This window comes from Pseudomonas mosselii, from assembly GCF_019823065.1.
GTDB lineage: Bacteria > Pseudomonadota > Gammaproteobacteria > Pseudomonadales > Pseudomonadaceae > Aquipseudomonas > Aquipseudomonas mosselii.
Genome location: NZ_CP081966.1, coordinates 2,089,365 through 2,114,774, shown reverse-complemented (window position 1 = coordinate 2,114,774; position 25,410 = coordinate 2,089,365). Strand labels below are relative to the sequence as shown.

31 protein-coding genes are annotated in these 25,410 nt (G+C 64.0%); 9 read left to right on the top strand and 22 right to left on the bottom strand.

Going from position 1 to position 25,410, the window contains the following annotated elements; genetic code table 11:
• Positions 1 to 3: 3 nt before the first annotated feature.
• The 4 genes from sctX to K5H97_RS09665 are packed head-to-tail and all read right to left on the bottom strand — an operon-like array spanning position 4 to position 1,838.
• On the bottom strand, positions 4 to 360 hold the full coding sequence (gene sctX / locus K5H97_RS09680; protein WP_028692482.1) for a type III secretion apparatus assembly protein SctX: 357 nt from the start codon (positions 358 to 360) through the stop codon (positions 4 to 6).
• Positions 357 to 728 carry a type III secretion system chaperone family protein gene (locus tag K5H97_RS09675; RefSeq protein WP_051555750.1) on the bottom strand — a complete coding sequence of 124 codons (372 nt, stop codon included), beginning with the start codon at positions 726 to 728 and terminating at the stop codon, positions 357 to 359. The genes sctX and K5H97_RS09675 overlap by 4 nt, the downstream gene beginning before the upstream one ends.
• 2 nt (positions 729 to 730) lie before the next feature.
• A complete protein-coding gene (locus K5H97_RS09670) occupies positions 731 to 1,015 on the bottom strand; it encodes a TyeA family type III secretion system gatekeeper subunit (protein ID WP_028692484.1) in 285 nt (94 codons plus the stop codon).
• Positions 996 to 1,838 (bottom strand): HrpJ domain-containing protein, encoded by an 843-nt coding sequence (locus K5H97_RS09665; RefSeq protein ID WP_028692485.1) that lies wholly within the window; start codon positions 1,836 to 1,838, stop codon positions 996 to 998. Before K5H97_RS09665 ends, K5H97_RS09670 begins: the two co-directional genes overlap by 20 nt.
• A gap of 208 nt (positions 1,839 to 2,046) precedes the next feature.
• Here K5H97_RS09665 and sctN point away from each other — a divergent pair, with 208 nt between their 5' ends.
• Genes sctN through sctU form a run of 8 tightly spaced genes read left to right on the top strand, consistent with a single transcriptional unit; the run spans position 2,047 to position 8,338 of the window.
• Positions 2,047 to 3,375, top strand: coding sequence for a type III secretion system ATPase SctN (gene sctN / locus K5H97_RS09660; protein WP_028692486.1), 1,329 nt, complete (start codon positions 2,047 to 2,049; stop codon positions 3,373 to 3,375).
• Positions 3,366 to 3,836 (top strand): type III secretion system stalk subunit SctO, encoded by a 471-nt coding sequence (gene sctO / locus K5H97_RS09655; protein WP_051555751.1) that lies wholly within the window; start codon positions 3,366 to 3,368, stop codon positions 3,834 to 3,836. The genes sctN and sctO overlap by 10 nt, the downstream gene beginning before the upstream one ends.
• The gene (locus K5H97_RS09650; RefSeq protein WP_081791638.1) at positions 3,830 to 4,672 is read left to right on the top strand and encodes a type III secretion system needle length determinant; all 843 of its coding nucleotides are present in this window, start codon (positions 3,830 to 3,832) and stop codon (positions 4,670 to 4,672) included. The genes sctO and K5H97_RS09650 overlap by 7 nt, the downstream gene beginning before the upstream one ends.
• On the top strand, positions 4,669 to 5,592 hold the full coding sequence (gene sctQ / locus K5H97_RS09645) for a type III secretion system cytoplasmic ring protein SctQ (RefSeq protein ID WP_028692488.1): 924 nt from the start codon (positions 4,669 to 4,671) through the stop codon (positions 5,590 to 5,592). Before K5H97_RS09650 ends, sctQ begins: the two co-directional genes overlap by 4 nt.
• A complete protein-coding gene (gene sctR, locus K5H97_RS09640; RefSeq protein ID WP_028692489.1) occupies positions 5,589 to 6,242 on the top strand; it encodes a type III secretion system export apparatus subunit SctR in 654 nt (217 codons plus the stop codon). The genes sctQ and sctR overlap by 4 nt, the downstream gene beginning before the upstream one ends.
• A gap of 1 nt (position 6,243) precedes the next feature.
• Positions 6,244 to 6,510 (top strand): type III secretion system export apparatus subunit SctS, encoded by a 267-nt coding sequence (gene sctS, locus K5H97_RS09635; protein WP_028692490.1) that lies wholly within the window; start codon positions 6,244 to 6,246, stop codon positions 6,508 to 6,510.
• Positions 6,507 to 7,295 carry a type III secretion system export apparatus subunit SctT gene (gene sctT / locus K5H97_RS09630; RefSeq protein WP_028692491.1) on the top strand — a complete coding sequence of 263 codons (789 nt, stop codon included), beginning with the start codon at positions 6,507 to 6,509 and terminating at the stop codon, positions 7,293 to 7,295. Before sctS ends, sctT begins: the two co-directional genes overlap by 4 nt.
• A complete protein-coding gene (gene sctU, locus K5H97_RS09625; protein ID WP_028692492.1) occupies positions 7,292 to 8,338 on the top strand; it encodes a type III secretion system export apparatus subunit SctU in 1,047 nt (348 codons plus the stop codon). Before sctT ends, sctU begins: the two co-directional genes overlap by 4 nt.
• A 409-nt stretch (positions 8,339 to 8,747) precedes the next feature.
• On the opposite strand, the gene K5H97_RS09620 is transcribed toward sctU, so the two are convergent.
• The 12 genes from K5H97_RS09620 to K5H97_RS09565 are packed head-to-tail and all read right to left on the bottom strand — an operon-like array spanning position 8,748 to position 15,713.
• A complete protein-coding gene (locus K5H97_RS09620) occupies positions 8,748 to 9,383 on the bottom strand; it encodes an HrpE/YscL family type III secretion apparatus protein (protein WP_028692493.1) in 636 nt (211 codons plus the stop codon).
• Positions 9,362 to 9,976 (bottom strand): SctK family type III secretion system sorting platform protein, encoded by a 615-nt coding sequence (locus tag K5H97_RS09615; RefSeq protein ID WP_036986665.1) that lies wholly within the window; start codon positions 9,974 to 9,976, stop codon positions 9,362 to 9,364. Before K5H97_RS09615 ends, K5H97_RS09620 begins: the two co-directional genes overlap by 22 nt.
• On the bottom strand, positions 9,973 to 10,713 hold the full coding sequence (gene sctJ, locus K5H97_RS09610) for a type III secretion system inner membrane ring lipoprotein SctJ (RefSeq protein WP_155952724.1): 741 nt from the start codon (positions 10,711 to 10,713) through the stop codon (positions 9,973 to 9,975). Before sctJ ends, K5H97_RS09615 begins: the two co-directional genes overlap by 4 nt.
• A 7-nt stretch (positions 10,714 to 10,720) precedes the next feature.
• The gene (gene sctI, locus K5H97_RS09605; RefSeq protein ID WP_028692496.1) at positions 10,721 to 11,059 is read right to left on the bottom strand and encodes a type III secretion system inner rod subunit SctI; all 339 of its coding nucleotides are present in this window, start codon (positions 11,057 to 11,059) and stop codon (positions 10,721 to 10,723) included.
• Positions 11,056 to 11,277, bottom strand: a complete 222-nt coding sequence (locus K5H97_RS09600) for a hypothetical protein (RefSeq protein ID WP_028692497.1) — start codon at positions 11,275 to 11,277, stop codon at positions 11,056 to 11,058. The genes sctI and K5H97_RS09600 overlap by 4 nt, the downstream gene beginning before the upstream one ends.
• Entirely contained in the window at positions 11,274 to 11,624 is a 351-nt protein-coding gene (locus tag K5H97_RS09595; protein ID WP_028692498.1) for a YscG family type III secretion system chaperone, read from the bottom strand. Before K5H97_RS09595 ends, K5H97_RS09600 begins: the two co-directional genes overlap by 4 nt.
• A 2-nt stretch (positions 11,625 to 11,626) precedes the next feature.
• Positions 11,627 to 11,887, bottom strand: a complete 261-nt coding sequence (locus K5H97_RS09590) for an EscF/YscF/HrpA family type III secretion system needle major subunit (RefSeq protein WP_028692499.1) — start codon at positions 11,885 to 11,887, stop codon at positions 11,627 to 11,629.
• 1 nt (position 11,888) lies between these two features.
• Positions 11,889 to 12,086, bottom strand: a complete 198-nt coding sequence (locus K5H97_RS09585) for an EscE/YscE/SsaE family type III secretion system needle protein co-chaperone (protein ID WP_028692500.1) — start codon at positions 12,084 to 12,086, stop codon at positions 11,889 to 11,891.
• Entirely contained in the window at positions 12,076 to 12,975 is a 900-nt protein-coding gene (gene sctD / locus K5H97_RS29845; RefSeq protein WP_051555753.1) for a type III secretion system inner membrane ring subunit SctD, read from the bottom strand. The genes K5H97_RS09585 and sctD overlap by 11 nt, the downstream gene beginning before the upstream one ends.
• Before the next feature lies 1 nt (position 12,976).
• Positions 12,977 to 14,488, bottom strand: coding sequence for a type III secretion system outer membrane ring subunit SctC (sctC, locus tag K5H97_RS09575; protein WP_088851405.1), 1,512 nt, complete (start codon positions 14,486 to 14,488; stop codon positions 12,977 to 12,979).
• Positions 14,485 to 14,907 (bottom strand): CesT family type III secretion system chaperone, encoded by a 423-nt coding sequence (locus K5H97_RS09570; protein ID WP_036986666.1) that lies wholly within the window; start codon positions 14,905 to 14,907, stop codon positions 14,485 to 14,487. The genes sctC and K5H97_RS09570 overlap by 4 nt, the downstream gene beginning before the upstream one ends.
• 32 nt (positions 14,908 to 14,939) lie before the next feature.
• Positions 14,940 to 15,713: a helix-turn-helix transcriptional regulator gene (locus tag K5H97_RS09565; RefSeq protein WP_028692501.1), complete on the bottom strand. Its 774-nt coding sequence runs from the start codon at positions 15,711 to 15,713 to the stop codon at positions 14,940 to 14,942.
• 308 nt (positions 15,714 to 16,021) lie between these two features.
• Between K5H97_RS09565 and K5H97_RS09560 the strand changes: the two genes are divergently transcribed.
• Positions 16,022 to 16,390 carry a CesT family type III secretion system chaperone gene (locus K5H97_RS09560; RefSeq protein WP_028692502.1) on the top strand — a complete coding sequence of 123 codons (369 nt, stop codon included), beginning with the start codon at positions 16,022 to 16,024 and terminating at the stop codon, positions 16,388 to 16,390.
• Positions 16,391 to 16,397: 7 nt separating this feature from the next.
• Here the strand turns inward: K5H97_RS09560 and K5H97_RS09555 are convergent, their stop codons facing one another.
• The 6 genes from K5H97_RS09555 to treS all read right to left on the bottom strand — a co-directional run bounded on the left by K5H97_RS09555 (position 16,398) and on the right by treS (position 25,316).
• Entirely contained in the window at positions 16,398 to 16,982 is a 585-nt protein-coding gene (locus K5H97_RS09555) for a DinB family protein (RefSeq protein ID WP_028692503.1), read from the bottom strand.
• A gap of 11 nt (positions 16,983 to 16,993) precedes the next feature.
• Positions 16,994 to 18,094: a cell division protein ZapE gene (gene zapE / locus K5H97_RS09550; RefSeq protein ID WP_028692504.1), complete on the bottom strand. Its 1,101-nt coding sequence runs from the start codon at positions 18,092 to 18,094 to the stop codon at positions 16,994 to 16,996.
• A 72-nt stretch (positions 18,095 to 18,166) separates the two neighbouring features.
• Entirely contained in the window at positions 18,167 to 19,315 is a 1,149-nt protein-coding gene (locus K5H97_RS09545) for a PQQ-dependent sugar dehydrogenase (RefSeq protein WP_028692505.1), read from the bottom strand.
• Between the two features lie 21 nt (positions 19,316 to 19,336).
• Entirely contained in the window at positions 19,337 to 19,657 is a 321-nt protein-coding gene (locus K5H97_RS09540) for a hypothetical protein (protein ID WP_028692506.1), read from the bottom strand.
• 130 nt (positions 19,658 to 19,787) lie between these two features.
• Positions 19,788 to 21,998, bottom strand: coding sequence for a 1,4-alpha-glucan branching protein GlgB (gene glgB / locus K5H97_RS09535; protein WP_028692507.1), 2,211 nt, complete (start codon positions 21,996 to 21,998; stop codon positions 19,788 to 19,790).
• Positions 21,999 to 25,316 carry a maltose alpha-D-glucosyltransferase gene (gene treS, locus K5H97_RS09530; RefSeq protein WP_028692508.1) on the bottom strand — a complete coding sequence of 1,106 codons (3,318 nt, stop codon included), beginning with the start codon at positions 25,314 to 25,316 and terminating at the stop codon, positions 21,999 to 22,001.
• Between the last annotated feature and the right edge of the window lie 94 nt (positions 25,317 to 25,410).

Here is a 25,410-nt window from a genome sequence, read left to right as displayed (position 1 = left end):
TGTTCATACCTTGAGCAGAAGGTTCGCGTAGCACGCCAGCGCGTGCCGGTCGGCCAGCAACGCTTGCAGCAGTACCGCCGCCTGGCGCTCCTTGGCGCTCAGCAGTTGCTTTGCCAGGGAGCCCAGCGTCATGGCGAAGCGATGTGGGTCGTACAGGGCACGCAGCTCCTGTTCGGGACTGGCGTACGACAGCCGCAGGCTTGCCATCCGATACTGCGGGTACAGCTCACGCAGGTGTGCCTGCACAGGTTGCCCAGGCATCGGCAGCGGTTCGCCAACCGATCGGGGGAACACGGTGTCGGCTGCCAAGGATTGCAGCCACGGGGCATGGAGCTGCCCGCCTCGTTCTATCAGGCTCATGCCGCAAGCACTTCGACGCGCATCCGCGACAGCAACTGGTAAGCCTCGTGCAATACCTGTTTCGTCACGCGACGTTCATCGAGACTGACCAGCAACACCAGACGTTCGTCAGGCAGCAGGCCGCATCGCAACAGCTGCCCAGGTACCTGGTGGTCCTGGACATGCCTGAGCGCACTCGACATGGCATGCTCGAACAATGCGCCCTGCACGGCAAAGCTCAGCCAAAGCGTCACCTGGCCCGCCAGCCGCTCGAACTGCAGGACACCGATATCCGGAAGATCCAGGCGTAGCCGTGTTTCCGGCAGATGCGCCAGTACCACGCCTTGATCGCGGCAGAACCGGACGATGGCCTCGCTACAAGGGTCCATGCTCATTCCTCCCGCACGCCACGCAGCGACGCTTCCTCATCTTCGATGAGCCGGTCCATGGTCAACTGACAGACCATCAGCAGGTGCTCGCGCTGGGTCTCATCGCTGAAAACCTGCAGAGGCAACAGCCGGAAGATGCGCTGCAGTTCACGCAGGCAGTGGATGCGTTGCCCGCCAGGAGCAAGCGGCAGCACGGCCAGCAGGCGCAGGATGTCCTGCTCGCCGGCCCAGCGTTTGTCGATCAGCGCCAAGAGGTCGCTGACCAGATCAGAAGGCCCGTACGCCACTGGGCTCTCCGGCAAGCTGGCGGAACAGCGCGGTAGTGTCGCTTTCCAGTTTCTTCAGGGCCTGCACCAGTTTCATGTCGCCGATGACCTGCTGCAGCTGATTGCTGTCCAGGTGCGAGGACGGCCCGCTGATATGACTGGCCAGGCCGTTGAGCATGAACTGGGCGACATCGCCGATGGCCGCGTCACCGAAGCGTGCGCGCAGCTCGTCCCAGGCGTGCTTGAGACCGCGATAACCACACAAAAAATCGCAGTACACCCCACGCAGCGCGGCCACTTCGGCGACCCCCTGTTCCTGGGTAGCCTGGGCCAGCGGACCGATCTCGATTCCCAGCTCGATCATCCGGCCCTGCGCCTGCGCCATGCCCGCCATGGCCTGATCTAGCTTCCCAGGCAAGCCGCTGTCATCAGCCATATTGCCCAATGCGGCACGGGCATAGGCCAAGGCCAGGTAGCGATGGCAGGCTTCGCCGGAAAAGCCATCCAGCCGTGCTTGCAACTCTCCCGGCGTCAGATCGGGATGCTGGCGCAACCAGGCCACGAGTTCATCCAGGGCACGACGCTGCACATCCGGTACCTTGGCCAGCATCTCCTCGGCCGCCTGGCCTGCCTGCAAGCCATGCTGGCGCGCATCGGTGATGCGGCTACGGGCACCGAGCCGGGCATTGGCCAACGACGAGAACGCCATCGACACCTCTTCCGCCATCTCGACCTGCTGCCCCATCGGGGTTACCTGCCGCACCTGGATGGTTGCCTGCCCTTCCCATCCGCCCCCCACGGCCACCGCCGATTCAACCTGCGCTAAGCCGATGCCTACGCTCATGCCCACCTCATTATCGAACTACATGAATGAGCGGCATGCTAGAGGCCTGCCATGAGCCTTACTGTCATTGCCGGGCGCTTCTTTTTAGCCTTTCGGCAAGCGTCAAAGAGGGCGGCCGAAATCTAAAAACATGCGACTCACAGTGAAATCCGCCCCATGGCAAGCCTCCTAGAATGGCGTCCTTCCTTTGCGCACCAGCACCCTTCCCATGTCGCCATCGCTGCTCCAGATTCCCCAGGCCCTGAAAGCCGCCGTGAACGACGTCACCCTGGTCCAGGTCAACGGCAAGGTCACCCAGGTCACCGGCACCCTGATCCGTGCACTGGCGCCTGGGGTGCGGGTCGGCGAACTGTGCCGGCTGCGTAGGCCGGACCATGAGCAGGAACTGCTGGCCGAGGTCATCGGCCTGCAACAGGACCAGGCATTGCTCGCCCCGTTGGGCGACATACAGGGGCTTTGCACGCGCACCGAGGTCTGCCCCACCGGTAGCCAGCATCGCGTCGGTGTGGGTGATCATCTGCTGGGAATGGTACTCGACGGCCTGGGCAACACGCTCGACGGCAGCGTACAGACCGCGCCGCAAGCCTGGTACCCGGTACATCGGGATGCGCCGGCTCCCTTGAGCCGCAAGCTGGTCGACACACCCTTGAGCCTGGGCATCCGTTGCATCGATGGCCTGCTCACCTGCGCTGAAGGGCAGCGCGTCGGCATCTTCGCACCCGCCGGCGGCGGCAAGAGCACGCTGCTGGCCTCACTGCTGCGCAACGCACAGGCAGACGTGATCGTCCTCGCCTTGATCGGCGAACGCGGCCGAGAAGTGCGCGAGTTCATTCACCATGAGCTCGGCGAACAGGGCCTGCGCCGTGCGGTGCTGGTGGTCGCGACCTCCGACCGTCCGGCGATGGAGCGGGCCCGTGCGGGCTTCGTCGCCACCACCGTGGCCGAGTATTTCCGTGATCAGGGCCGCAAGGTCCTGTTGCTGATGGACTCGCTGACCCGCTTCGCCCGGGCCCAGCGGGAGATCGGCCTGGCCGCGGGCGAACCGCCGACTCGACGCGGCTTTCCGCCGTCGGTGTTTGCCCAGTTGCCACGCCTGCTCGAACGTGCCGGGCACGCGGACAAGGGCTCGATCACCGCGCTCTACACCGTGCTGGTGGAAGGCGATGACCTGAACGAACCGATCGCCGAGGAAACCCGCTCGATCCTCGATGGCCATATCGTGCTGTCCCAGGCACTGGGGGCGGCCAACCACTACCCGGCCATCGACGTGCTGCGCTCGGTCAGCCGGGTGATGCACCAGGTGGTCAGCCCTGCCCACCGCGCCGCCGCCAGCCAGTTGCGCCAGTGGATGGCGTGCTATGAAGAAGTCGAGCTGCTGCTGCGAGTCGGCGAATACACCCGAGGCCAGGACCCTGCCGTGGATCAGGCCATCGACAAGCGCGATGCCATTCGCGCCTGGCTGTGCCAGGCGCCGCATGAGCGCAGTTCGCTGCAACAGAGCCTCGAACAACTGCTGGAGATCGCCCGGTGTCCTTGACCGCCCTGTTATCCATCATGCAACGCCGGCTGCAACGGGCCGAGCGCGAAGCGCACACTCAACAGGTCCGCTTGCAGGCAGCCCAGGCGGACCAGGCGCAATCGCTCGAAGTGCATCTGACTTATCGGCGCTGGGCCCTCGAGGAGGAACAGCGTCTGTTCGATGCGCAGATGGGCCGCCTGACCAACCTCCATGGCCTGGAGCACTGGCGTCGACAGGTCGGTCTGCTCGGTGAGCGCGAAGCGAGCCTGCGTGGACAGGTCGTGGCCTGCGAGGACGCGCTGATGCGCCAGCACTCGGCACGCCAGCAGGCGCAAACGAAGCTCGCCAAGGCCAGACAACAGCTGGACAGTTTCAAGCAGCTGCACGAGCAAGCTTCCCGGCAAACCGCTCGGCGTACAGAGCACAGCCAGGAGCTCGAAGTGCAGGAGCGCCATGGCCAGGGAGGTTCTCCATGCTGAACACCCAGCCTGTCCCTGCGCTGCCGGACAACCCATTGTCTGAAACGCCTGGACTTAGGCCATGCAACGAGCAGCGACGGTTGTTCGAACACCTGCTGGAAGATCCACGGATAAAGCGCAGGGCGCCGCAGGAGACTGGCCATCGACCCACCCAGGACGAAGCCTGCCCTGAACGCCCTGTCACCCAAGTGGTCCTGAACATGGCTGACTTGATCGCAAAGTGCCCGCGCGCCTGCGCAGCAGAACGACCTGCGCTGCTCGAGGACGTCATCGAACGTCCCCTTCCGGAGCCCATGCCAGCGATACCTGATGCAGTCGAGCCAACCTCATTGACCGAAGCAAGTCGAGCCGAGGCGGGCCCTCAAAATGTCCACGACAATACCAACAACGTGCCGGATCGTCTGCTACTCCGCGATATCGACCCAATCCTTGCCCCCCCCATCCCATCGAGCGAGCGCCCCCTGATCGACAAGGGCCTGTCATCAACTGTCGCTGCCCCCATCCAGGATCTGCAGACGCTTGTTGAGCGCCTGCAACTGCAACTGTTCGCCAGCAGGACTGGCAAACGCGAACAGGCCCTGTTGCAGGTGCAGTTACCTCAGCTGGGCCATGTCGAAGTACGCATGAACCCTGCGAGCGCTGGCCTGCAGGTGGAGATCCAGGCTGCGCCGGCCGCCCTGCGGCAATTGCAGGTGGCCGGTACGGACCTGCTTGAGCGCCTGCAACGACTCGATCCCGCACAGCCGGTCAGCCTCGGCTTTGGCGCAAAGGGCGACAACCATCAAGGCTCGCGCAACAAGCGCCATGTAGAGGACGAAGGCTGGCCTGAACCATGAGTACATCGAACTTGCCTGTCGCCCACACTCAGGAACTGCGCTTGCAGCAGTCACTGAGCCATCGCCAACCCCATTATGCCGACGATCAAGGGCAGGTCTCGCTGAGCGTCAGCACTCCAGGCGATGACCTGGACCTGACCGTGCTAATCGATTGGCACGGCGTGCCGGCTCGCCTGCTGTGTCGTCGGCAGCAGCTGGCGCAATGGCTCGCACCACAGTTACAGGCAGCCGACTTCGCCAGCCTCCCCAGCGCACTGCAGCTGGCGGTGCTGCAACGGGACACCCCTCGCCTACCCGGCCTGCAATGCCTGGGCATCGAGCCGGCAGGCAGCATCGACCGCACACCCGGTCTGCAGGTGACGCTGAGAAGCGCGCAGGGCCTGCTGCCCTGCTGGGTACAAGGCGACAGCGAGCACATGCTGGCGGCCTTGCCACGGCGTCCACTACGCGAACGCCTGAACATCCAGCTCAACCTCTCGCTACAGTGGCGCGCCCTCGAATTGACGTTGCACGACCTGCGCGACCTGGGCTCGGGCGACATCCTGCTTCTGCCTGCCGGTACGCCAAGTTCCCCGCGACTGCTGGGCGTGCTCGATGGCCACCCCTGGGCCGAGCTGCAACTCGAAGACACACATCTGGAGCTAGTCCGCATGCACGATACCCCCCCTGTGGCCGACACTACGCTGCAAGCGCTGGAGCAACTGCCCATCCCGGTCAGCTTCGAAGTCGGTCGCCAGACCCTCGACCTGCACACACTGTCGACCCTGCAACCTGGAGCGCTGATTGAACTGCATAGCCCTGTGGATGCCAAGGTGCGCATCCTCGCCAACCAGCGCTGCATCGGCACCGGTCTGTTGGTGCAGATCGACGGCCGCCTCGGGGTGCGAGTCGACCGCCTGCTGGAGCAGCAACCGACATGATCCAGCTGCCGGACGAACTGAGCCTGATCCTCGGTCTGGCGCTGCTGTCGCTGGTGCCGTTCATCGCGGTCATGGCCACCTCGTTCCTGAAGATGGCCGTGGTCTTCTCGTTGCTGCGCAATGCCCTGGGTGTCCAGCAGATCCCGCCAAACATGGCCTTGTATGGCCTGGCGATCATCCTCAGCCTCTATGTCATGGCCCCGGTGGGCATGGCCACCTACGACTACCTGAACGCCCATGAGACCACCCTCGGCGATGCCCGTTCGGTCGAGCGCTTTCTCGACGAAGGCATGGCGCCGTTTCGCGCTTTTCTCGACAGCCAGGTCAACGAGCGCGAACGCGCTTTCTTCCTCGACAGCACCCGCCAACTCTGGCCCCAGCACTATGCCGAGCGGGTCGACGGCAACAGCCTGCTGGTGCTGCTGCCGGCGTTCACCATCAGCGAGCTGAGCCGGGCCTTCGAGGTAGGTTTCCTGATCTACCTGCCCTTCATCGCCATCGACCTGATCATCTCCAACATCCTCCTGGCCATGGGCATGATGATGGTGTCGCCCGTGACCATTTCACTGCCCTTCAAGCTGCTGCTGTTCGTCCTGCTCGACGGCTGGGGGCGACTTTCCCATGGCCTGGTGCTGAGCTACGGAGGCTGACATGGGCAATACCGAAGTTCTGCACTTCGCCACCCAGTCGCTGTGGCTGGTGCTGGTCCTGTCGCTGCCGACGGTGCTGATGGCCGCGCTGGTCGGTACCCTGGTTTCCCTGGTACAGGCGTTGACCCAGGTACAGGAGCAGACCCTAGGTTTTGTCGCCAAGCTGGTGGCGGTGGTCGTCACCCTGTTCGTCACTGCCGACTGGATGGGCAGCGAGTTGTACCGCTACACCGATCTGGTGCTCAACCGAATTTCCTCGGCACGATGACGGTCCAGACGCTTGAACAGATGCTGCTGGGCTTCAGCCTGATCCTGCCCCGGTTGTTCGGCTGTTTTCTGCTGCTGCCGATCCTCGGCAAGCAGGTACTGGGCGGCGCGCTGGTGCGCAATGGCGTGGCCTGTTCGCTGGCCCTGTTCATCTACCCCAGCGTGGCCGGTACCCTACCCGTTGCGCTGGACGGATTACAGCTGGGGCTGCTGATCGGCAAGGAAGTGCTGCTCGGCCTGCTGCTGGGCTTCGTGGTGGCCATCCCGTTCTGGGCCCTGGAGGCCTGCGGCTTTCTCATCGACAACCAGCGCGGCGCCACCCTGGCCTCCACCCTCAACCCGCTTCTGGGCAGCCAGACCAGCCCCACCGGCGCCTTCCTGGCGCAGACGCTCGTTACCTTGTTCTTCACCGGCGGCGCCTTCCTGGGGCTGCTAGGGGCGCTGCTGGGCAGCTATGCCAGCTGGCCGGTGGCAAGCTTCTACCCGTACATCGGCGACCAGTGGAATACGTTCTTCCTGGCCCAGTTCGACTACCTGCTGAGCCTCTGCGTGCTGTTCGCCGCGCCATTGCTGATTGCCATGTTCCTCGCCGAATTCGGCCTCGCCCTGGTCAGCCGCTTCGCACCGTCACTGAACGTGTTCATCCTGTCCATGCCGATCAAAAGCCTGGTCTGCAGCGCGCTGCTGGTGCCGTACCTGTTCCTGCTGATGACGCAGGCCGAAAGCCAGGTTTTCATCGCACTGTCCAAGGTACGCCTGCTCGGCCCTTTGCTGGAGCAGCCATGAGCACCGAAAAGACCGAACAACCCACACAAGCGAAATTGCGCGATGCGCGCCGCAACGGCCAGGTGGCCAAGAGCAAGGAGCTGGTCTCCACTGTACTCATCCTGAGCCTGGTCGCGTTGCCCATGGGCTTTCCCGACTACTTTCTCGGGCATCTTGGTGAGCTGATGATGCTGCCCGCCCCCCTGCTCCATCTGCCCTTTCGCCAAGCGCTGGAGCTGATGCTGAAGCAACTGCTGCATGAGTTGCTATGGCTCACCCTGCCGTTCCTTTTGACCGCGGTGCTGGCCGCCATCGCCGGCAACCTGCTGCAGATCGGTTTCGTCTTCAGCAGCCAATCGCTCACACCTGACCTGAAAAAAGTCAGCCCGCTGGAGGGGGTGACGCGGATCTTCTCGATCAGGAACCTGCTCGATTTTCTCAAGTCGGCGCTCAAGGTCCTGCTGCTCGGCGCGCTGGTGATTGGCCTGCTCAGCGATCAGCTGCGCACGCTGCTGCGGGTGCCGTCGTGCGGCATCGAGTGCATCCTGCCGTTGCTGGGCAGCCTGATGGGCAACCTTATCGGGGTCTGTGCCGTGGGCTTCCTGGCGATCTCGGCGGCCGACTATGGTCTTGAACGCTGGCAACATCTGAAACAGCTGCGCATGAGCAAGGAAGAGGTCAAGCGCGAGCACAAGGAGATGGAGGGTGCCCCGGAGCTCAAGCGCGAGCGTCGCAAGCGCCATCGCGAGATACACAACGGCACGCTGCGCGCGGACGTCAGGCGCTCGTCGGTCATCGTCGCCAACCCGACCCATATCGCCGTGGGCCTGCGCTACAGGCCCGGGGAAACGCCCCTGCCGTTGGTCACCCTCAAGTACACCGACGAACAGGCCCTGCTGGTCCGGCGGGTCGCCGAAGAGGAAGGGATACCGGTGCTCGAACGTATTCCCCTGGCCCGGGCGCTGTTCGCGGATAGCCTGGTGGAGCAGTACATTCCAGGTGACTTGATCCAGCCGGTCGCTGAGGTGATTCGCTGGTTGCAGGCGCAAGAGAAGATTGCATAGATAACCGCAAACCACTGGCAACCCCTATCCCACAGGTCCAGGACAATCGGAGTTGGAAGCCCGGGGTTTGTACGAAAAGTAGCCGAGTGGCGATCAGACAAGGCGAAAACAGGCGAGAAACGGCCGAAGTCGTGCTCGATTTCACGGGTTGTAAATGAACATTCCGAGCCTGTTTTCAACCCCGCATGAGCGCAAAAAGCGCCGCGAGTTATGGTCACTATTTGTGATACACCACACTAGATCAGGATCCCTCGCTGAGGCAGTGGCCGGCGAACAGGCATGGCTTCTGCTCTCTCCCTCGCCAGATTCCGAGCAGGCTGGCGAAGCTGTTTCCAAAACACCTGGAGTAACGCATCACGCTCCTGATCATCATGGAGCGCCCGCGCGGCTGCGGCCAGCACGGCTTCGTTCATGGCGCTCCAGCCTCATCATCAAGGTTCCGTTGCGTCAGCGCCCGCTGCAACGCGGCCAACTGCCCTTCGATACTGGCATTGATCACGCAGCCTGCGGTCTCCAGACGACATCCGCCTCGCGCAAGCCTGGCATCGGCGCATACCTCGACAGACCCGACCTCGGGATATAGCGCGAGCACTTCATCCAAACGCTGGCTAACCTCGGACAACTGATCGGGCCTTACGTGCAGCAACAGTGCTTCCCGTGGCTGAACCTGCGCCAGCGCCTGACGGGTCGCAGCCAATGTAAGCTCGATATCAGGGTATTCCCCCAGCACCTTGCACACGGCCTGGCGCACCACCTCGCTCATCTGCCGGTCGACCTGGCGATAGAACGCGTCGCAGTGCAAACGTGTCCCGTGCAGCAACGCCGCCTGCTCGATGGCGGCCATTTCCAGCCCGACCTCCCGTCCGAGCCGCTGATGCTCCTCAAGCACCGCATCGGCCCGGGCATCGATATCACGGGCACGCTGACATGCGTTGTCGGTCAGTCCGCGGGCATCGAGGTACTGCTGATAGTCAGCGCTGCGCAATACGTTCAGGCTCGGGTCGATCATCGGCCGGGCCTCATTCAATTCAATAAATGGCAACATTCCGGGCTCCTGTCTCGGGCCACTTTCAGGCAAAGGGTGCGGGCCAAGTCGCGTTGCTCAGCGTCCATCGGCCAAGTTGGCACAGCAGTCATGCCTGGCAGGCGCAGGGCCATGCGCCGAGCGAACCCTGGATCGACCTCGCCGCATGCCTGCAGCCAGAATGCCAAGCCACAACCGGGCAGGTACGCATCCAGGTCGCCGGCTGGCAATACCTGTTGCCAGCCGGCAGGCCAAGGGCCGATGACCAGAGGCCACTTTTCCAGGCAATAGCGAAGGTCTTGCAGGTCGAGCGCCTGGCGCAACCGCGTCTGACCTTCAGGGTCGAGCAGCTGCTTGATGGCCCGACCATGCAGCAGTCCCCCCAAACTTGACAGCACCCGCTCAAACACCGGCTGCGGATAATAAGCCAGCTTACCGAGCCGTTCTGGCACGTCGAAAGGCTCGGACAGTCCCAGCACAGACATCAGCCAACCGTTGAGCGCGCAACTCTCCCGCCAAAGCGGCAATGCCGGGGCTACCTGGCTCAGGGCTCCAGGACAATGGTTCAAGTGCAAGTAATTCGCCGGGCAATAGCGAAGCTGGAATTCGGTCATGTGCGTGCCCGCTGATGCCACCACAGGTACTGCGCCAGGTTGCTCAGCACCAGTATCCCCAGCAGCACACCCAGCAGCGTGAGCAAGCGCCAGCGCGAGCCTTCCAGAACCTGAATCGACAACAGCGTGACATGGCGCGGGCCCGCCAGTGGTTGACGCGCCTGGGTAGACGGTACCAGCACCACGCTGATGCGCTCGTAGTCCAGGCCTTCGATACTGTTGCTCAACAGCTGCTTCATCTGCCCGATGTACATCCCCAGCGCCGCATCCGCCGCGTGCTTGATAAAGATGGACGCCGACGCCGCTCCGTTCTGCGTGCGCAGTCCATCACGGGGCTCCGGAAGCACCACATGCACCCGGGCCACCAACACGCCATCGATCTCCGACAGGGTCCGCGACAGCTCCTGGGACTTCACATAGGTCAGCCGCGCCTGCTCTTCCAACGGCGAGGAGATCAGACTGTCGCGGGGGAACACATCATTGACCGTGGAAAACATTTCCCGCGGATAGCCTTGACGCTTGAGCGCCGCCACCGCGTGGCCGATGTCGGCTTCGTCGATTAGGATCTTCACCTTGCCATCCTTGTCCTGGGCCTTCACCGCGTCGATGCCCTCGCTGTCCAACACCGCGAGCATCTCGTTGGCCTCGCGCTGGCCGAGGCCGAGGTAAAGCTCGACCCTGCATCCCCCCAGCGCCAGCACCGCCAGAAGCAGCACGCACTGCCATGATCTTTTCACAGGGCACCTATTGGGCTTTCATGAGAGTTTCGATGTTCTGCGTGGTGCGCCCCACGCCCTTGGCGATCAACTCCACCTGCAGGTTTGTGCGAATCAGTGCCCAGTGAGCATCCATCAGTGCCACGGGATCCCCCGTGCGCGAGACCAGACTGGCCTGCGCGCTCAGCCGGGCTTCTGCATGCTGCTGGTGGAGCTGACCTATCTGGTGCAGCAGTCCATCCCCGGGGCTGCCGGAGGCGCCGGATAGCGCTTGCTCGAACTCGGCCACCTGCCGGGAGTCGGCAGCCGGTGCCGCCAGCGACTGCAGATCGGTGACCATCTGGGTCACCTCGGTGATACCACTCATGAGCCTCCCTCCACCGTGAGGGAATCATTCAGCAGGTCCATCGCCATGGCGAACACTTGCAGCCTCGTTTGCTGTGTCAGTTCCGAATACACCTGCTCGTGAGGTTGATGTTCAACAAGGCTTGCCTGGAACTCGGCAGCATCCTGATCGCTGTGCACGTGCATCGCGATCTGTGCACCTTGTCCAGCAAACACAAGCGTCGAGGCCAGCGGACTCATGCCACCACCTGGGCGCGCATGCCCTGGGCAAAGTGAACCAGATCAGGATTACCGCTCTGCGCCATGCCCTCAAGCCGCCGCTCGAGGGCTGCCATATAGCCCAACTGACGCTCACACAGCGCCAACCAAGGCCCCAGCGATGGCCAAGGCGCCTGGTTGCCCTGCGCCAAGGCTTCTTCGCAACGCCCCAGCCCCATCAGGCAGGCAGTACGTATCGCACAGGCAGCTTCCATTGTCTCAGGCTCCCGGGCCAGCCACTGCGCGATGCAAAGCGCCTCTTCATGGTGACGATGCTCGACACCCAGCAGGCCCAGGCGGGCCAGCAGATTGTTCACGGAATGGTTCATGCTCAGAACTTCTGCAGAATGCTGCTGATGGTGTTCTTGAAGGTCTGGCCCAGGGTCGCGTCGACCTGGAACACGTTCGACCAGATGTTCGAGCGATGACGCATATCAGCCAGCAAAGCGGGATCGTCACTTTTCTCGTTGAGCTTCTGCAGGGAGTCGAGAACCGCCTTGTTGGCCTGCCTTGCCTGCTTGACCATGCCCTCGTGGACCATGTCCATGGTGTTGCTGGTACCGTCGTGGAACCCGCTGCTGATCGTTGTCATTTCAGTATTCCTCCAGTTTTTCGAGTATCTTCAAGGCTGCGTCAAGGGCTGCCAGTTGGTGGTGCAAGCGCTGGAACGCAGGGGGTGGCAGCGGCTCAGACAGCTGCCTGGCGCAGGCCTGCCGTGCGTGCTCCAGCACGGAGAACATGCGTGCCTGCTTGCGTCGGTCACGCACCTCCCGCATGAGTTCATCCATCATCCGCCGGTCTCTCCTTCAGGTTGATCACATAGTCCCGACCGCCCTTGCTCAGCGTGATCGCCTGCCCATCGATGGCCAGGATGCGAATGCCGGAGGGCATCAGTGCCCCCACTGGATAACGGCGGTTGTCGGTCAGCGTCACGTAAGGCAACCGCCCCAGTGAAACGCCTCGAACAGGGAAATCGAGTTTCGCGGAAGGTGCCCTGCCCTCGTCGACCAACCGCAACGACGGGTAGTCGCCAAATACCTCGCGGTACTGTCGCTGAAGGTTCTGGTAGTCCTGAAGCTGGCGCTCGCGCAGCGCCCCGCGCAACACCAGGGCGTGCCCCTGGTCCGACACGCTCAAGGCATCCTCCAGTCGCCAGTCGCGCAGCAGCTGCGCCAGCCGCGTCCGGGCTTGCTCCTGGGGTTGAGCGGGTTGCTCGACTGGGGCAATCACTGCTGCCGGCGTGTCCTGTGCCTCTGCCTCGGGCACCAACAATCGGGTAAGCAAAACGAGCAGTAAGATCAGACCGGCGCCGGGCACCATGAACCAGCCGCGCCCTATCCAGGGCGCAGGGGCCTGCACCACAAGCCGCTCGCTGAACACTTCGTCCTGGTTGCCAAATGCCCAGCGCAACGGACCACAACCTTGAATCGCCAAGGCCTGCAGCTCGACATCCGCAGCCACCTCCCGCCCGTCCTGGGTAGGTGGTTCAGCCGACCCCCACTCCAGCAGGCGCACGCCATGGGGCTCGACCATCAGCACCAGGTGCACGGCAGCGATGCCTGTATCCACCAGGACCAGGTCGGCCAGGGCAGGATCGGCACCGATGACCACCCGCCCCGACATCAAGGACACCTCGGCGCCGGCATTCAGACCACTGTAGATCCGCAATTTCCAGGTCATTTCAGGCACGCTCGCCAAGCCCGGAATCAATCAGCCTCGGCTCGATCAGGAACAGCCGGACCGAACGACGGGTGTTGCTCGACTGATAACGGAACAAGGCGCCCAGGAAGGGAATGTCACCCAGCAGCGGGACCTTGCGGATGCTTTCGCTGGTCTCGTCGCGATGGATGCCGCCGATCATCAGGCTCTGTCCGAGATCGACCCGGGCCAGCGTGTCGATGACCGTGCGGCTGATGGTGGGGATGCCGTCGGGCCCGGTGCTGTTGGGCTTCTGGCTACCGTCCTCGATATGCAGGCTAAGGCTGATTTCCGGCCGGTCCGCACTGCGGATCAGACGTGGCGTCATCTTCAGCAAGGTGCCGTAGGTGATCGCCTTGAGCTCGGCAACGCGTTCACCCATCACCCGTACATAGTAGGTTTCACTGTGATCAATCACCGCCAGGGTATTTTCCTGGGTCAGCAAGGTCGGTCGCGACACCACCTGGGCATGGCCCTCGCCCTGCATCAGGGTCACCTTGGCCAACAGCCGGTTCAAGCCCCGACTATCTACCAGGCTGCCGGTCAACGTGGTTTCCGATACGCCCGCTCGGGTACGAAGGTCCACCAGCTGATGCTTGCCGATACCGAACTGCCACTCCACGCCCAGCTCATCCAGGTGTTCAGCGTTGATATCGAGGATTGTCAGGCCTACCTCGATCCGAGCAGCAGGCCGGTCCAACGCCATCACCAGCCGTCGATACATGGGCAGGCGCTCGGCGTGATCACGCACGATGATGGCATTGAGCGACGGCTCGGCCTGGACCACGGCCCGACCTGCGCGAACCTGTGCCCCCTCCCCCATGGATTGGCCTTCCACCGACACCACATTGGCATCGGCCAGCACCCGGGAGAGGATCGTGGCCACGCCAGGCACCGCCACCTTCTGGTCGCGATAGTCGATCTCACGATCCTCGGCCATCGCATGCCTGAGCGGGATCACCTCGACGCTGAGGTTGCCGCCCAGTTCGTCCTGCAGACTCGCCTGCTGCTCCAGGGCCTTGACCGTCTGCTCGACCCGGTCCAGATAGCGGGGCGGTCCTGACGCGTACACCAGCCGTCCACTTGCTGCGGCGCGCCAGGCAAAGCGCGAGGTCCAGCCACCACCTTCTTGGAGCGCGACGCGCAGTTGCGGCTCGCGCACCTTGTCCAGGTGGATCAGCCGTGTCTGGACTTCGCTCGATTTGTCGACATGCAGCACCGCGCCGTCGTAGTACCAGGCCAGGTTGTAGAGCACCGCGACCTGCTCGAGAAACGCCTGCGGATCCGGCTGCTCGAACGTGGCGCTCACCTGGTCCCTGACCTTGTCACTGACCACCACCGAACCCTGGTAGTTGGCGGCAAAATTGGTCAGCACGTCACGCAGACTCTCGCCCTGAGCGATATAGTGGAACGGCTCGTCAGCCCAATCCAGCGGCTCGCCCTCGGCGAATAAACTGACCAGCAGGACTGCCAAACCGGTGGCAAGCGATCTCATGGCAGCCATACGCTGGGCCCTCGGACAATCACAGGTGTTTGGCTGCAGCGTTGCACGCACAGGACATTCAGCAGGGCGACCTGAACCCCAAGCACCTGCTCGAGGGTGTCGACATCGCCCTGTGACACGTCGATCCAAGCCTCGAGCATGAGCTCTGAGTCAGGCGTCAGCGCCAACCGCTGTGGGCAATGCGCAGCCCAGGCAGTGACCATGCCCATCAGGCGGCTCAGCGCCTGATGATCGAGACTGGCGCCATGCCCGACCACCGACGATAGCGAGCTGCGGACCATCAGCTGTACGCCCCGCGGTTCAAGCCACAGGCCATGGCCATCGATGCACAGGTGGTAGCTGCCAGCGTCATCGGCCAGCCAGGGCGCCATGCCCAGGCGGCGGGCCAACTGCATTGGAAGTCTGTTCATGCGGGTCTTGTCCATGCGAGGTCGGGGGGCGTCTAGCGACGGGCGTCGCTGGGCGTGCAACCGAAGCGCCGACGGTAGCTCTGGCTGAAATACGACTGGCTGGAAAAGCCGCTTTCCATGGCGATGTCGACAATGCTCATGCGCGTGTTAAGCAACAGGTGATGCGCATGGACGATCCTACGTTCGGTGATCCAGGCGCGTGGCGAGCAGTTGTAGAAGGAGCAGAACAGGCTCTTGAACGCCGTCAGGCCCAGCCCGAAGGCCTCGGCGTACTGGTCCAGGCGCCACTCGCGCAGGTAGTTCTGCTCCATGAAGGCGTGCAGCCGATCAACATGGCGATTGCCCTGTTGGCGCAGAGCCGCCAGCAGCGTCCGACCTTGCGCCCCGAACACCAGCAACAGCAGCAGCTCCTCAAGACGCAGCATTGCCAGCATCGACGCAGGCCCTTCGCCACCGAGCGCCGCCAGACGGGTCACGCACTCCCGCGCCATGCTGCAGGGCTGAAGGCGCAGGGCATTCACACAGGGTTTATCGTAGCGCTCGAGATGGCTCAATTCCTTACCGTGACGCTGCATGAACGCCTGCACGAAATTCACATCCAGCGGCAGCCACAGGACTTGGCACGCCTGCCATCGGATCGCCACCAGGTAGGTGCCGCGCTTGACGAATAGCAGTTCGCCGGCCTGTAGATCGATGACATTGTCTTTTTCGCGTACGGCCAGCTCACCGGTCATGATCGCGTAGAAGCCTTCCTGCCCTTGGGATGCAAAACCCGCCCCGACAACATCCAACTGCCGCCCTTGCACTCACCAGTCCTCAACTGGAGAAATCCCTCTCGCACCAGGCCTTACTTCCCGTAGAGCCCTTTACACACCACGTCGAAGCTCAACGGGTGTAGACATGGCCATAGGCTACGATGCCCTCCCATGCTTGAACGCAGGGATTGTCCTCGTATGGGTGGAGGTATTTCGCCATTGCTTGTAGGAAGTTCACGGAACCTGGCGCACGGCAGAAGGCGGACGCAAGCCAACAGCTAAAAAACGACGACAGCCTCCGATAGTCGAGCATGCGGCATGATCGTTACCGTGGCGGCCCCCTCCAACGAGAACTCGCCATGCCAGGCAAGAACTATGACTATGCACTGACCCAGCTGTACGCGGCCTTGAAACTGGAGCCCCCTGTGGCCTTCGAGCCCGTGATCAGCCTGCGGGTAGGCCCCCATGTGTGCAACGTGACCGAGCACCCTGCCGACCAGTTACTGATGTTCATCGAACTTCCCGCCATCGATGGCGTATGTTGGGGTCAGCAGAACCTGTTCTGCCAGGAACTCTGCAAGCCCATGCTCGGAGTCGATCCGCTCACGGGCATGCATGTGCTATGGAACCGCCAGCCCCTGGTAAAAATGGACCGCGCCATGGTGCATCACCAATTGGAACAATTGGTTCAGGGCGCCCACGACCTGGCCGACAGCGAAACGCCCTGAGCAGCGTTCAGCGCTGCGCCCAGATCTGCGCCTCGCTCCATCCCAGAGCGGCAAAGTCCTCGGCGCGCAGCGACGCCTCCTCCTCGCAGAAGAACTCGTCGAGTTGCGGAGGCCTTACCGCCGTGTCGCTGAGCATCGCGTGGACCTGGCCACGGTGGTGGATCTGGTGCTCGAACAGGTGCGACAGCAAGCGCAGACGCGACTCATGCTGCATCCGTTCTGGCCGCACGATGCTGACATAACGTCCGAGCTGGTCGTCACGCAATTGCCGGCAATAGGTGATCAGTCGCTGATCGGCCTGAACCTGCTGAGCTTGCAGGTCGGTGCAGGTGGCAAAGGGTTGCTCAGGCACAAAGAAACGCTCGCCATCCGGATCGGGAGCTTCACCGCGCTGCTCGCACTCCAGGGCATCCAGGTAGAACCAGTCCACCGTCAACAGGTGGTTGAGGGTAGCCTTGATCGAGGGAAAGAAGCTGCAACGGGGGGCGACGAACTCGTCCTGGGTCAGTTGCAGGCAAGCCTTGTACAGGCGGTGGTTGGCCCAGCCATTGTTGTAGGCCTGGGTCAGCAGATGATGCGACAGCGGCTCCATGGTCGGCTCCTTCAGGCGAAGCGTTGCAGTTGCATCTCCCGTAGCCGGCTCAGGGTCCGTTGGTACGGGAACGCCAGATATCCTTGAGTGTAGAGCGCTTCCAGCGGGACCTCGGCCTCCAGGTACAACGCCACCCGACGGTCGTAGCACTCGTCGACCAGCGCGATGAAACGGCGCACGCTGTCATCCTTGGGCGCCAGGGTCGGCAGCTGGCGATCGCCGGCCTCGACCCGGGCCGCGCCATCCTCGGTGCCACGGGCGATACGCCCGGCCTGTTGCACGCCGCCCAGGGCCGGCACGTCACTTACCAGAATGGCCGGAAAACGGTCGCACAATGCCATGAAGTCCATGGCGGCCAGGGGCTGCTCGCACAGATCGGCGAATCGGCACCAGAGCGCCCGGTGGCTGTGGCGCATGACCCGCACATGGCGCGAACCGATCTGCACGGTCTGCTCGCTGCCGGGATCATCCGGGCTCAACTGTTCGAACACCGCAGCCAGCGCCCCGCCAGCTCCCGCCGGCGCCACCCAGTAGCGCTGCCGCCATGCTCCTGGATGCAGGCGATGGTCCTGCTCGCCAGTCACCGACAGCACCCGCATGTGCCGCTCGATGGCGGCGATGGCCGGCAGGAAGCGTTCACGGTTGAAACCGTCGCGATACAACTGATCGGGGGGCTGGTTGGACGTGGCGACGATCACCACGCCCTCGTCGAACAGCTCCTGGAACAGCCGTCCGAGGATGATCGCGTCACCGATATCGCTGACGAACAGCTCGTCGAAACACAAGACGCGGATCTCGCCGGCCAACGCTCGAGCCAAGGCCTTGAGCGGGTCGGCGGTGCCGTTGAGCTGGAACAGGCGCTGGTGGACCCAGGCCATGAAGTGGTGGAAATGCTGGCGCCGGGCGGGTAGCGGCAGGCACCGGTGGAACAGGTCCATCAACCAGGTCTTGCCGCGGCCGACCGGGCCCCAGAGGTAAAGGCCCTGGGTCGGCTTGCCCTGGACCAGGGCATCGAAGCAGCCCTGCAATGCAGTGACGGCCACCGCCTGAGCCGGATCAGGAAAGAAACCGCGTTCGATGAGTGCTTGCTGGTAGAGGGATTCGGGCGTCATGCCCGCCATGGTACGACACTTTCGGCCTTGTCGCGGGCGCGCCTGCTGCCACGCGACAGGCCCTCACCGGCATCAATCGTCTTTCAACCCCACCTTCAGCAATGCCCCATCCTTGGCATCGGTCAGCACATACACATAGCCATCCGGCCCAACCCGCACGTCACGGATCCGCGCCTTGAGGTCGCCCAGCAAGCGCTCTTCATGCACGATCTTGTCGCCATCAAGCTGCAGGCGGATCAACTCCCGGGTCGCCAGCGCGCCGATGAACAGGTTGTGGTCCCACGCCTTGAAGGTCGGGCTGTCATAGAACGCCATGCCGCTGATGCCCGGCGATTTCTCCCACACATGGTGCGGGTCTACCATGCCCTCGACATGCTTGCCCTTGGCCTCCGGGATCGGCAACAGCGAGTAGTTGATGCCGTGGGTGGCGATCGGCCAACCGTAGTTCTTGCCTGGCCGCGGGATGTTGATCTCGTCGCCGCCACGGGGGCCGTGCTCGTGGGTCCACAGTTGCCCGGTCCAGGGATTCAGGGCCGCGCCCTGCTGGTTGCGGTGGCCGAACGACCAGATCTGCGGGCGCACGTTGTCGCGGCCGACGAAGGGATTGTCATTGGGCACTTCGCCATCGGGCAGGATACGCACGACCTTGCCCTGCAGCTTGTCCAGGTCCTGGGCGGTGGGCCGCTGGTTGTTCTCGCCCAGGGCGATGAACAGGTAGCCGTCACGGTCGAACACCAGCCGCGAACCGAAGTGATTGCCTTCTGAGAGCTTGGGCTGCTGGCGGAAAATCACCGTGAAGTTTTCCAGACGCGCCCGGTCCTGCGACAGCTGGCCACGGCCGACCGCAGTCCCGGCCTTGCCGTCGGGGCCTTCCTCGGCGAACGACAGATAGACCGTTCGATCCTTGGCGAAGTCCGGCGACAACACCACATCGAGCAGGCCACCCTGCCCTTCGGCCCACACCTTGGGCACGCCAGAGAGCGGTGGGCCCACCTTGCCCTCGGCGCTGACAATACGCAGGTTGCCGGGGCGCTCGCTGACCAGCATGTCCTTGCCACCCGGCAGGAAGGCCAGGGCCCACGGATTGCGCAGGCCGTCGGCGACGGTACTGACGGTCAGTTGCCCCTCCTCGCTGGGAAACTGCTGCTCGGCGGCCGCCTGGGCCAATACGGGAAACAGACTGGCGGCCGCCAGGGAGATCATCAAGATGCGTGGCGTCATGCTCGACTCCTTCGAAGGGGCTCACGGCACGCGCTGGGTGTCACGTGGTGGCCGGGTGGGTTCCAGATTCGGGGTTTGCTGCTCGCGCCGCAGGTTGTCGCCATTGCCGATACCGCGGTTGTCCAGGGTCGGCGGGCGCGGATTGGGTTGCGTGGAGGGGCCGCGCACCGGTGGCGTGGCGGGCACGCTGCCCTGGCGGCTGTTGGGGTTGGCGCGCATGATCGGGCTGTTGTATGGATTGTTGCTGTCATTGGCGGCCAGCAACGGCCCTGGCAGGGGCGCCGCCTGCAGCGGCAGGGCCAGCAACCAGCCAAGGCCCAGCATTGGCAAGGTGGGATTCATGCTTCACCTCTGGTAGGAAAGGTCGCGCGCCTAGGTGGGTTAGCCTAGGACGCGCCGGCCTGATGGCAAAAGGATGAATTTGGGTCCTGATGTTTCAGTATGGCCCCTCTCTCTACTGGCGACGCCGCCATCAGGCGGGGCTCATCACCAATACCCCCAATGGCGGCAGGTTCAGCGCCAGCGATAACGGCTGGCCATGGCTGGCGATCGCCTCGCTGGCCACCCCGCCGAGATTCCCCACATTCGATCCGGCATACAGCCCGGCATCGCTGTTGAGCAGCTCCTGCCAGCGTTCACCGAACGGCACGCCGATCCGGTAGCCCTCCCGCGGCACCGGGGTGAAGTTGGCCACCACCAACAGAGGCTCGCCCTGGCTGCTCCAGCGCAACCAGGCGTACACACTGTTGTGCGCATCGTCGCCGATCAGCCACTGGAAGCCCTGGGCCCGGCAGTCCTGTTCGTGCAGCGCCGGCCGTTCACGGTACAGCCGGTTGAGGTCGGCCACCAGCTTCTGCACGCCCTGGTGCTCGGAGTACTGCAGCAGGTACCAGTCCAGTTGCTGGTCGTGGTTCCACTCGCGCCACTGGCCGAACTCGCAGCCCATGAACAGCAGCTTCTTGCCCGGGTGGGTCCACATGAACGCCAGGTACGCCCGCAGGTTGGCGAACTTCTGCCAGCGATCGCCGGGCATCTTGTCGATCAGCGAGTGCTTGCCGTGAACCACTTCGTCGTGGGAAATCGGCAGGATGAAATGCTCGGAATAGGCGTAGATCAGCCCGAAGCTCATCTCGTTGTGATGATAGGTGCGGTGCACCGGGTCGTTCTGGATGTAGTGCAAGGTGTCGTGCATCCAGCCCATGTTCCACTTGTAGGCAAAACCCAGTCCGCCCTGCTGCACCGGCTGGCTGACCCCGGGCCAGGCGGTGGATTCCTCGGCGATGATCAGCGCGCCCGGCGCTTCGTGGGCGGCGACACCATTGAGGTGGCGGATGAAGTCGATGGCTTCGAGGTTCTCGCGCCCGCCGTGGCGGTTGGGCACCCACTCGCCGGCCTTGCGCGAATAGTCGCGGTAGAGCATCGAGGCCACTGCGTCCACGCGCAGGCCGTCGATGTGGAAGTGCTTGAGCCAGTGCAGCGCCGAGGCAAGCATGAAGCCGCGCACCTCGTTGCGCCCAAGGTTGTAGATCAACGTGTTCCAGTCCTGGTGGAAGCCTTCCAGCGGGTTGTCGTACTCGTACAGGGCGGTGCCGTCGAAACGCGCCAGGCCATGCTCGTCGGTGGGAAAATGCGCCGGCACCCAATCGAGGATCACGCCGATGCCACCCTGGTGGCAGGCATCGACGAAGAAGGCGAAGTCCTCGGCGCTGCCATAGCGCGAAGTCGGCGCGAACAGCGACAGCGGCTGGTAACCCCAGGAGCCGCCGAAAGGGTGTTCCATGATCGGCATCAGTTCGATATGGGTGAAGCCCAGCTCCTGCACGTAGGGCACCAGGCGCTCGGCCAGCTCGCGCCAGTTGTAGAAGCGCGCGACTTCGCCGGCATCGTCCAGCTCGCAACGCCAGGAGCCGGCGTGCAATTCGTAGATCGACAGCGGCGCGCTGTAGGCGTGGCGCTGGGCACGCTGCTCCATCCACTGGCCGTCGCGCCAGTCGTGGGCCAGGGCGCCGGCCACCTTCGAGGCGGTGCTCGGCGGCAGCTCAGTGGCGCGGGCCAGGGGGTCGGCCTTGAGCGGCAGCACGCCGTCCGCGCCCAGCACCTCGAACTTGTAGGTCTCGCCCACGCCGAGCCTGGGCACGAACAGTTCCCACACCCCGGCACTGTGGCGCAGGCGCATGGGGTGACGGCGGCCATCCCAGTTGTTGAAGTCGCCGACCACCGAGACCCGCCGGGCATTGGGCGCCCACACCGAAAAGCACACGCCCGCGACACCGTCGACCACGGTCGGCTGGGCGCCGAAACGCCCGGACAGGTCGCGGTGATTGCCTTCGGCGAACAGGTAGAGGTCCATGTCGCCCAGTTGCGGACCAAAGCTGTAAGGATCCTCGGTAACCTGCTCGCCACCGGCCCAGCCGATCTGCAGCAGGTAGGCCCGTGCCTCATCGAGGTGCGCGGTGAACAGCCCCGGCACGCTGCCCTGCACCATTTCGGCAAGCACCTGCCCGTCATGGCGCGCCAGCAGGCGTGCATTCAGGGCATTGGGCAGGAAAGCGCGGACGAACAGGCCGCCCGCCCCATCGTCATGGGGACCCAGCACGGCGAATGGATCGGCGTGCTCGGCGCGGGCCAGGGCATCGAGGTCCCGTTGCCGAAGGCCGCCGTTGTCACGCGTGGTTGCATTCATTTAAGACTCTCCCCAGGTACTGATCAGTCCATGCAGGCCATGCAAAGGCACGGCCAGCCAGTTGGGCCGGTTTTCGGCTTCATAGGTGATTTCGTAGGCGGCTTTCTCCAGGCAGAACAGTTCCAGCGCGGCGCGCTCGCCCTCGGCCTGCTGCCAGGCGTGGGGCATGGCGGCGGTGGCCAGCCCGTAGGCCTCGACGAAAGCGTGACGCGACTGGTGCAGGTACTGCCGGGCGACCCGCTGGCGGGCCTGGCGCGCCGCCTCGGAGAGGTCTACCGCCGAGGCGCTGCGCAGGATCATCGCAGCAGCATAGTCGAAGGAGCGCAGCACGCCGCTGACATCCTTGTACGGGCTGTGCTTCGCCCGACGCTCGTCGAGCGGGCGCGCCGGCTCGCCCTCGAAATCGATCAGGTAGGCATCGCCCTGCACCACCAGTACCTGGCCCAGGTGCAGGTCGCCGTGCACGCGCATCAGCAAGCCGCCCTGGGCTTGACGGGCGAGGTTGTCGACGTGCTGACGCAGGCCGTCGCGCTGTTGCTGCAGATCGTCGACCAGCGCCTGGCTGTCGCGGTCAAGGGTGTCACGGTGCTGGGCCAGCAGGTCGAGGGCGCGGGTCAGTTCGGCGCTGATCTGCCGGCTCCAGCGCTCGCTGTCCCTGGCATCGCTCGGGCGGGACTGGAACGCTGTGTCGTCGCTCGGCGCAGCCAGCAGCAGGTGCATCTCGCCCAGACGTTGGCCGAGCAAGGCGGCAAACCCCGTCAGCTCGGCCAGGGCATCGGTATGCGCCTCCGGCTCGACGTTGCCGGGCTCCATCTGGTCGCGGATCGCCCGCTCCAGGGTGTTCTGCGTCCAGTCCCAGGCATCACCCTGATTGCTCAGGTAGCCCTGGGCGATCATCAGCAGGTGCGGCTGCTCGCTCTCATCCACGCGACTGACCCAGGCCAGCAACGGGGAGATATTGGCAAAGCCGGCGGCGGTCAGGTAGGCGCTCATCTCCAGCTCCGGGTGAGTGCCCGGATTGACCCGACGGATCAACTTGAGCACCAGGCTGCCACCGACCACCACCGAACTGTTGGATTGCTCGGCGCCCAGGTAGCGCACCTCGCTCTGCGCATCGAGCTGCAGCGCGGCCAACTGCTCGGTGCTGTGGAAGCGCAACTCGCCCAGGCCATCGCCACAGCCCAGCCGCAGGCCGTCCTGGCAGCCCTGGAGCACGGCGCGGATGAAGGGTTCAAGCACGAACGCATCGGTGATCAGCCCCACCTGGCGGCCGCGGCGTACCCGCGACAGCGCCAGCTGCTGAGGCAGCGCGGCATTGATCTGCTCCTCTGGCAACAGGCCGAAGGGCAGTTGGTAGTGGGTGACCACGCCTTCGCTGTGCACCTCCAGCTCGCCAAGCAGCACCGGCAGCGCCGGGGTGGCGAAGCGCACGCCATAGCGCAGGCGCACCTGGTCGATCGGCCCTTCCTTGCCGGCGAACCAGCGACGCTTGGGCAGGTACTGCGGCAGGATCGACGCCTGCAAGGTTTCGCGGGAGGGCGACTCGAGCAGTTCCTCCATGCGCTTGCGCAGCACCAGGGTGGTCAGCTCGGGCAGCCCCTCGGCAGGCTGGACATGCCAGCTGGGCATGCGGTCGTGACTGGCCAGCACGAACCAGTAGAAGCCATAGGGCGGCAGGGTCAACAGGAACGGCAGCTGGCCGATGGGCGGGAAGGCGCTGCCGCCAAGCATCTCCACCGGCACCTTGTCGGCGTACTGCGACAGTTCCAACTCCGCCGCCTGGGCCGCCCGCGAGACGTTGGCCACGCACAGCACGATTTCGCTGTTGCCGTCGGTATCGGTGTATTCGCGGATGTACGCCAGCACCCGGCGATTGCTCGGCGTGAGCATCTTCAGACTGCCACGGCCAAAGGCCTTCTGCTGCTTGCGCACCGCCAGCAGCCGGCGGTTCCAATTGAGCAGCGAATGCGGGTCGTGGGCCTGGGCTTCGACGTTGATGGTCTGGTAACCGTACAGCGGGTCCATGATCGGCGGCAACACCAGGCGCTGCGGATCGGCCCGGGAGAAACCGCCGTTGCGGTCCGGCGACCACTGCATGGGGGTGCGCACGCCATCGCGGTCGCCCAGGTAGATGTTGTCGCCCATGCCCAGTTCGTCGCCGTAGTACAGGGTCGGGGTGCCGGGCATCGACAGCAGCAGGCTGGTGAGCAGCTCGATGCGCCGCCGGTCGCGTTGCAGCAGCGGTGCCAAGCGCCGGCGAATTCCTAAGTTGATGCGTGCGCGGCGGTCCTCGGCGTAGTAGTTCCACAGGTAGTCGCGCTCGCGGTCGGTGACCATCTCCAGGGTCAGCTCATCGTGGTTGCGCAGGAAGATCGCCCACTGGCAGTTGGCCGGGATCTCCGGGGTCTGGCGCAGGATGTCGGTGATCGGGAAGCGGTCTTCCATGGCCAGGGCCATGTACATGCGCGGCATCAACGGGAAGTGGAAGGCCATGTGGCATTCGTCGCCGTCGCCCTCGCCGAAGTACGGGCGGGTGTCCTCGGGCCACTGGTTGGCCTCGGCCAGGAGCATGCGGTCGGGGTAGTTGGCATCAATCTCGGCGCGGATGGCCTTGAGCACGGTGTGGGTTTCGGGGAGGTTCTCGTTATTGGTGCCGTCGCGCTCGATCAGGTAGGGGATGGCGTCCAGGCGCAGGCCATCGACGCCGATGTCGAGCCAGAAGCGCATCACCCCGATTACTGCCTTGAGCACTTGCGGGTTGTCGAAATTGAGGTCCGGCTGGTGCGAGTAGAAGCGGTGCCAGAAGTACTGGCCGGCCACCGGGTCCCAGGTCCAGTTGGATTTCTCGGTGTCGAGGAAAATGATCCGCGTGCCATCGTACTTCTGGTCATCGTCCGACCACACGTAGAAGTCCCGGGCCTTGCTCCCACGCTTGGCATGCCGGGCGCGCTGGAACCAGGGGTGCTGGTCGGAGGTGTGGTTGATGACCAGCTCAGTGATCACCCGCAGGCCGCGCTTGTGCGCCTCGGCGATGAAGCGCCTGGCGTCGGCCATGCTGCCGTAGTCGGGGTGCACGGCCTTGTACTCGGCGATGTCATAGCCGTCGTCGCGCCGTGGCGAGGGATAGAACGGCAGCAGCCAGAGGGTGTTGACGCCCAGTTCGGCGATGTAGTCGAGCTTGCCGATCAGGCCTGCGAAATCGCCGATGCCGTCGTTGTTCGCGTCGAAGAACGATTTTACGTGCAGTTGGTAGATCACTGCGTCCTTGTACCACAGCGGATCGTCGATGAAGGCTGCCGGGCGGGAACGCTTGGCCATTGGGGACTCCTTTCATTTCCGGTTCGACACGCACCCTGTAGGAGCGGCCTTGTGTCGCGAAAGGGGCGCGAAGCGGCCCCAGGATTTCAGCGAC

Bases quoted from the DNA above. Each gene is read 5' to 3' on its own strand.
- sctD (WP_051555753.1), bottom strand. From the start codon at position 12,975: ATGACCTGGAAATTGCGGATCTACAGTGGTCTGAATGCCGGCGCCGAG.
- sctI (WP_028692496.1), bottom strand. From the start codon at position 11,059: ATGAGTGGTATCACCGAGGTGACCCAGATGGTCACCGATCTGCAGTCG.
- K5H97_RS09595 (WP_028692498.1), bottom strand. From the start codon at position 11,624: ATGAACCATTCCGTGAACAATCTGCTGGCCCGCCTGGGCCTGCTGGGT.
- K5H97_RS09650 (WP_081791638.1), top strand. From the start codon at position 3,830: ATGCTGAACACCCAGCCTGTCCCTGCGCTGCCGGACAACCCATTGTCT.
- K5H97_RS09540 (WP_028692506.1), bottom strand. From the start codon at position 19,657: ATGAATCCCACCTTGCCAATGCTGGGCCTTGGCTGGTTGCTGGCCCTG.
- K5H97_RS09615 (WP_036986665.1), bottom strand. From the start codon at position 9,976: ATGACCGAATTCCAGCTTCGCTATTGCCCGGCGAATTACTTGCACTTG.
- K5H97_RS09555 (WP_028692503.1), bottom strand. From the start codon at position 16,982: ATGGAGCCGCTGTCGCATCATCTGCTGACCCAGGCCTACAACAATGGC.
- K5H97_RS09585 (WP_028692500.1), bottom strand. From the start codon at position 12,086: ATGATGGATGAACTCATGCGGGAGGTGCGTGACCGACGCAAGCAGGCA.
- glgB (WP_028692507.1), bottom strand. From the start codon at position 21,998: ATGAATGCAACCACGCGTGACAACGGCGGCCTTCGGCAACGGGACCTC.
- sctQ (WP_028692488.1), top strand. From the start codon at position 4,669: ATGAGTACATCGAACTTGCCTGTCGCCCACACTCAGGAACTGCGCTTG.
- K5H97_RS09600 (WP_028692497.1), bottom strand. From the start codon at position 11,277: ATGAGTCCGCTGGCCTCGACGCTTGTGTTTGCTGGACAAGGTGCACAG.
- sctT (WP_028692491.1), top strand. From the start codon at position 6,507: ATGACGGTCCAGACGCTTGAACAGATGCTGCTGGGCTTCAGCCTGATC.
- treS (WP_028692508.1), bottom strand. From the start codon at position 25,316: ATGGCCAAGCGTTCCCGCCCGGCAGCCTTCATCGACGATCCGCTGTGG.
- K5H97_RS09675 (WP_051555750.1), bottom strand. From the start codon at position 728: ATGGACCCTTGTAGCGAGGCCATCGTCCGGTTCTGCCGCGATCAAGGC.
- sctS (WP_028692490.1), top strand. From the start codon at position 6,244: ATGGGCAATACCGAAGTTCTGCACTTCGCCACCCAGTCGCTGTGGCTG.
- zapE (WP_028692504.1), bottom strand. From the start codon at position 18,094: ATGACGCCCGAATCCCTCTACCAGCAAGCACTCATCGAACGCGGTTTC.
- sctX (WP_028692482.1), bottom strand. From the start codon at position 360: ATGAGCCTGATAGAACGAGGCGGGCAGCTCCATGCCCCGTGGCTGCAA.
- K5H97_RS09545 (WP_028692505.1), bottom strand. From the start codon at position 19,315: ATGACGCCACGCATCTTGATGATCTCCCTGGCGGCCGCCAGTCTGTTT.
- K5H97_RS09620 (WP_028692493.1), bottom strand. From the start codon at position 9,383: ATGTTGCCATTTATTGAATTGAATGAGGCCCGGCCGATGATCGACCCG.
- K5H97_RS09590 (WP_028692499.1), bottom strand. From the start codon at position 11,887: ATGACAACGATCAGCAGCGGGTTCCACGACGGTACCAGCAACACCATG.
- K5H97_RS09665 (WP_028692485.1), bottom strand. From the start codon at position 1,838: ATGAGCGTAGGCATCGGCTTAGCGCAGGTTGAATCGGCGGTGGCCGTG.
- sctR (WP_028692489.1), top strand. From the start codon at position 5,589: ATGATCCAGCTGCCGGACGAACTGAGCCTGATCCTCGGTCTGGCGCTG.
- K5H97_RS09570 (WP_036986666.1), bottom strand. From the start codon at position 14,907: ATGAACAGACTTCCAATGCAGTTGGCCCGCCGCCTGGGCATGGCGCCC.
- sctN (WP_028692486.1), top strand. From the start codon at position 2,047: ATGTCGCCATCGCTGCTCCAGATTCCCCAGGCCCTGAAAGCCGCCGTG.
- K5H97_RS09560 (WP_028692502.1), top strand. From the start codon at position 16,022: ATGCCAGGCAAGAACTATGACTATGCACTGACCCAGCTGTACGCGGCC.
- sctC (WP_088851405.1), bottom strand. From the start codon at position 14,488: ATGAGATCGCTTGCCACCGGTTTGGCAGTCCTGCTGGTCAGTTTATTC.
- sctU (WP_028692492.1), top strand. From the start codon at position 7,292: ATGAGCACCGAAAAGACCGAACAACCCACACAAGCGAAATTGCGCGAT.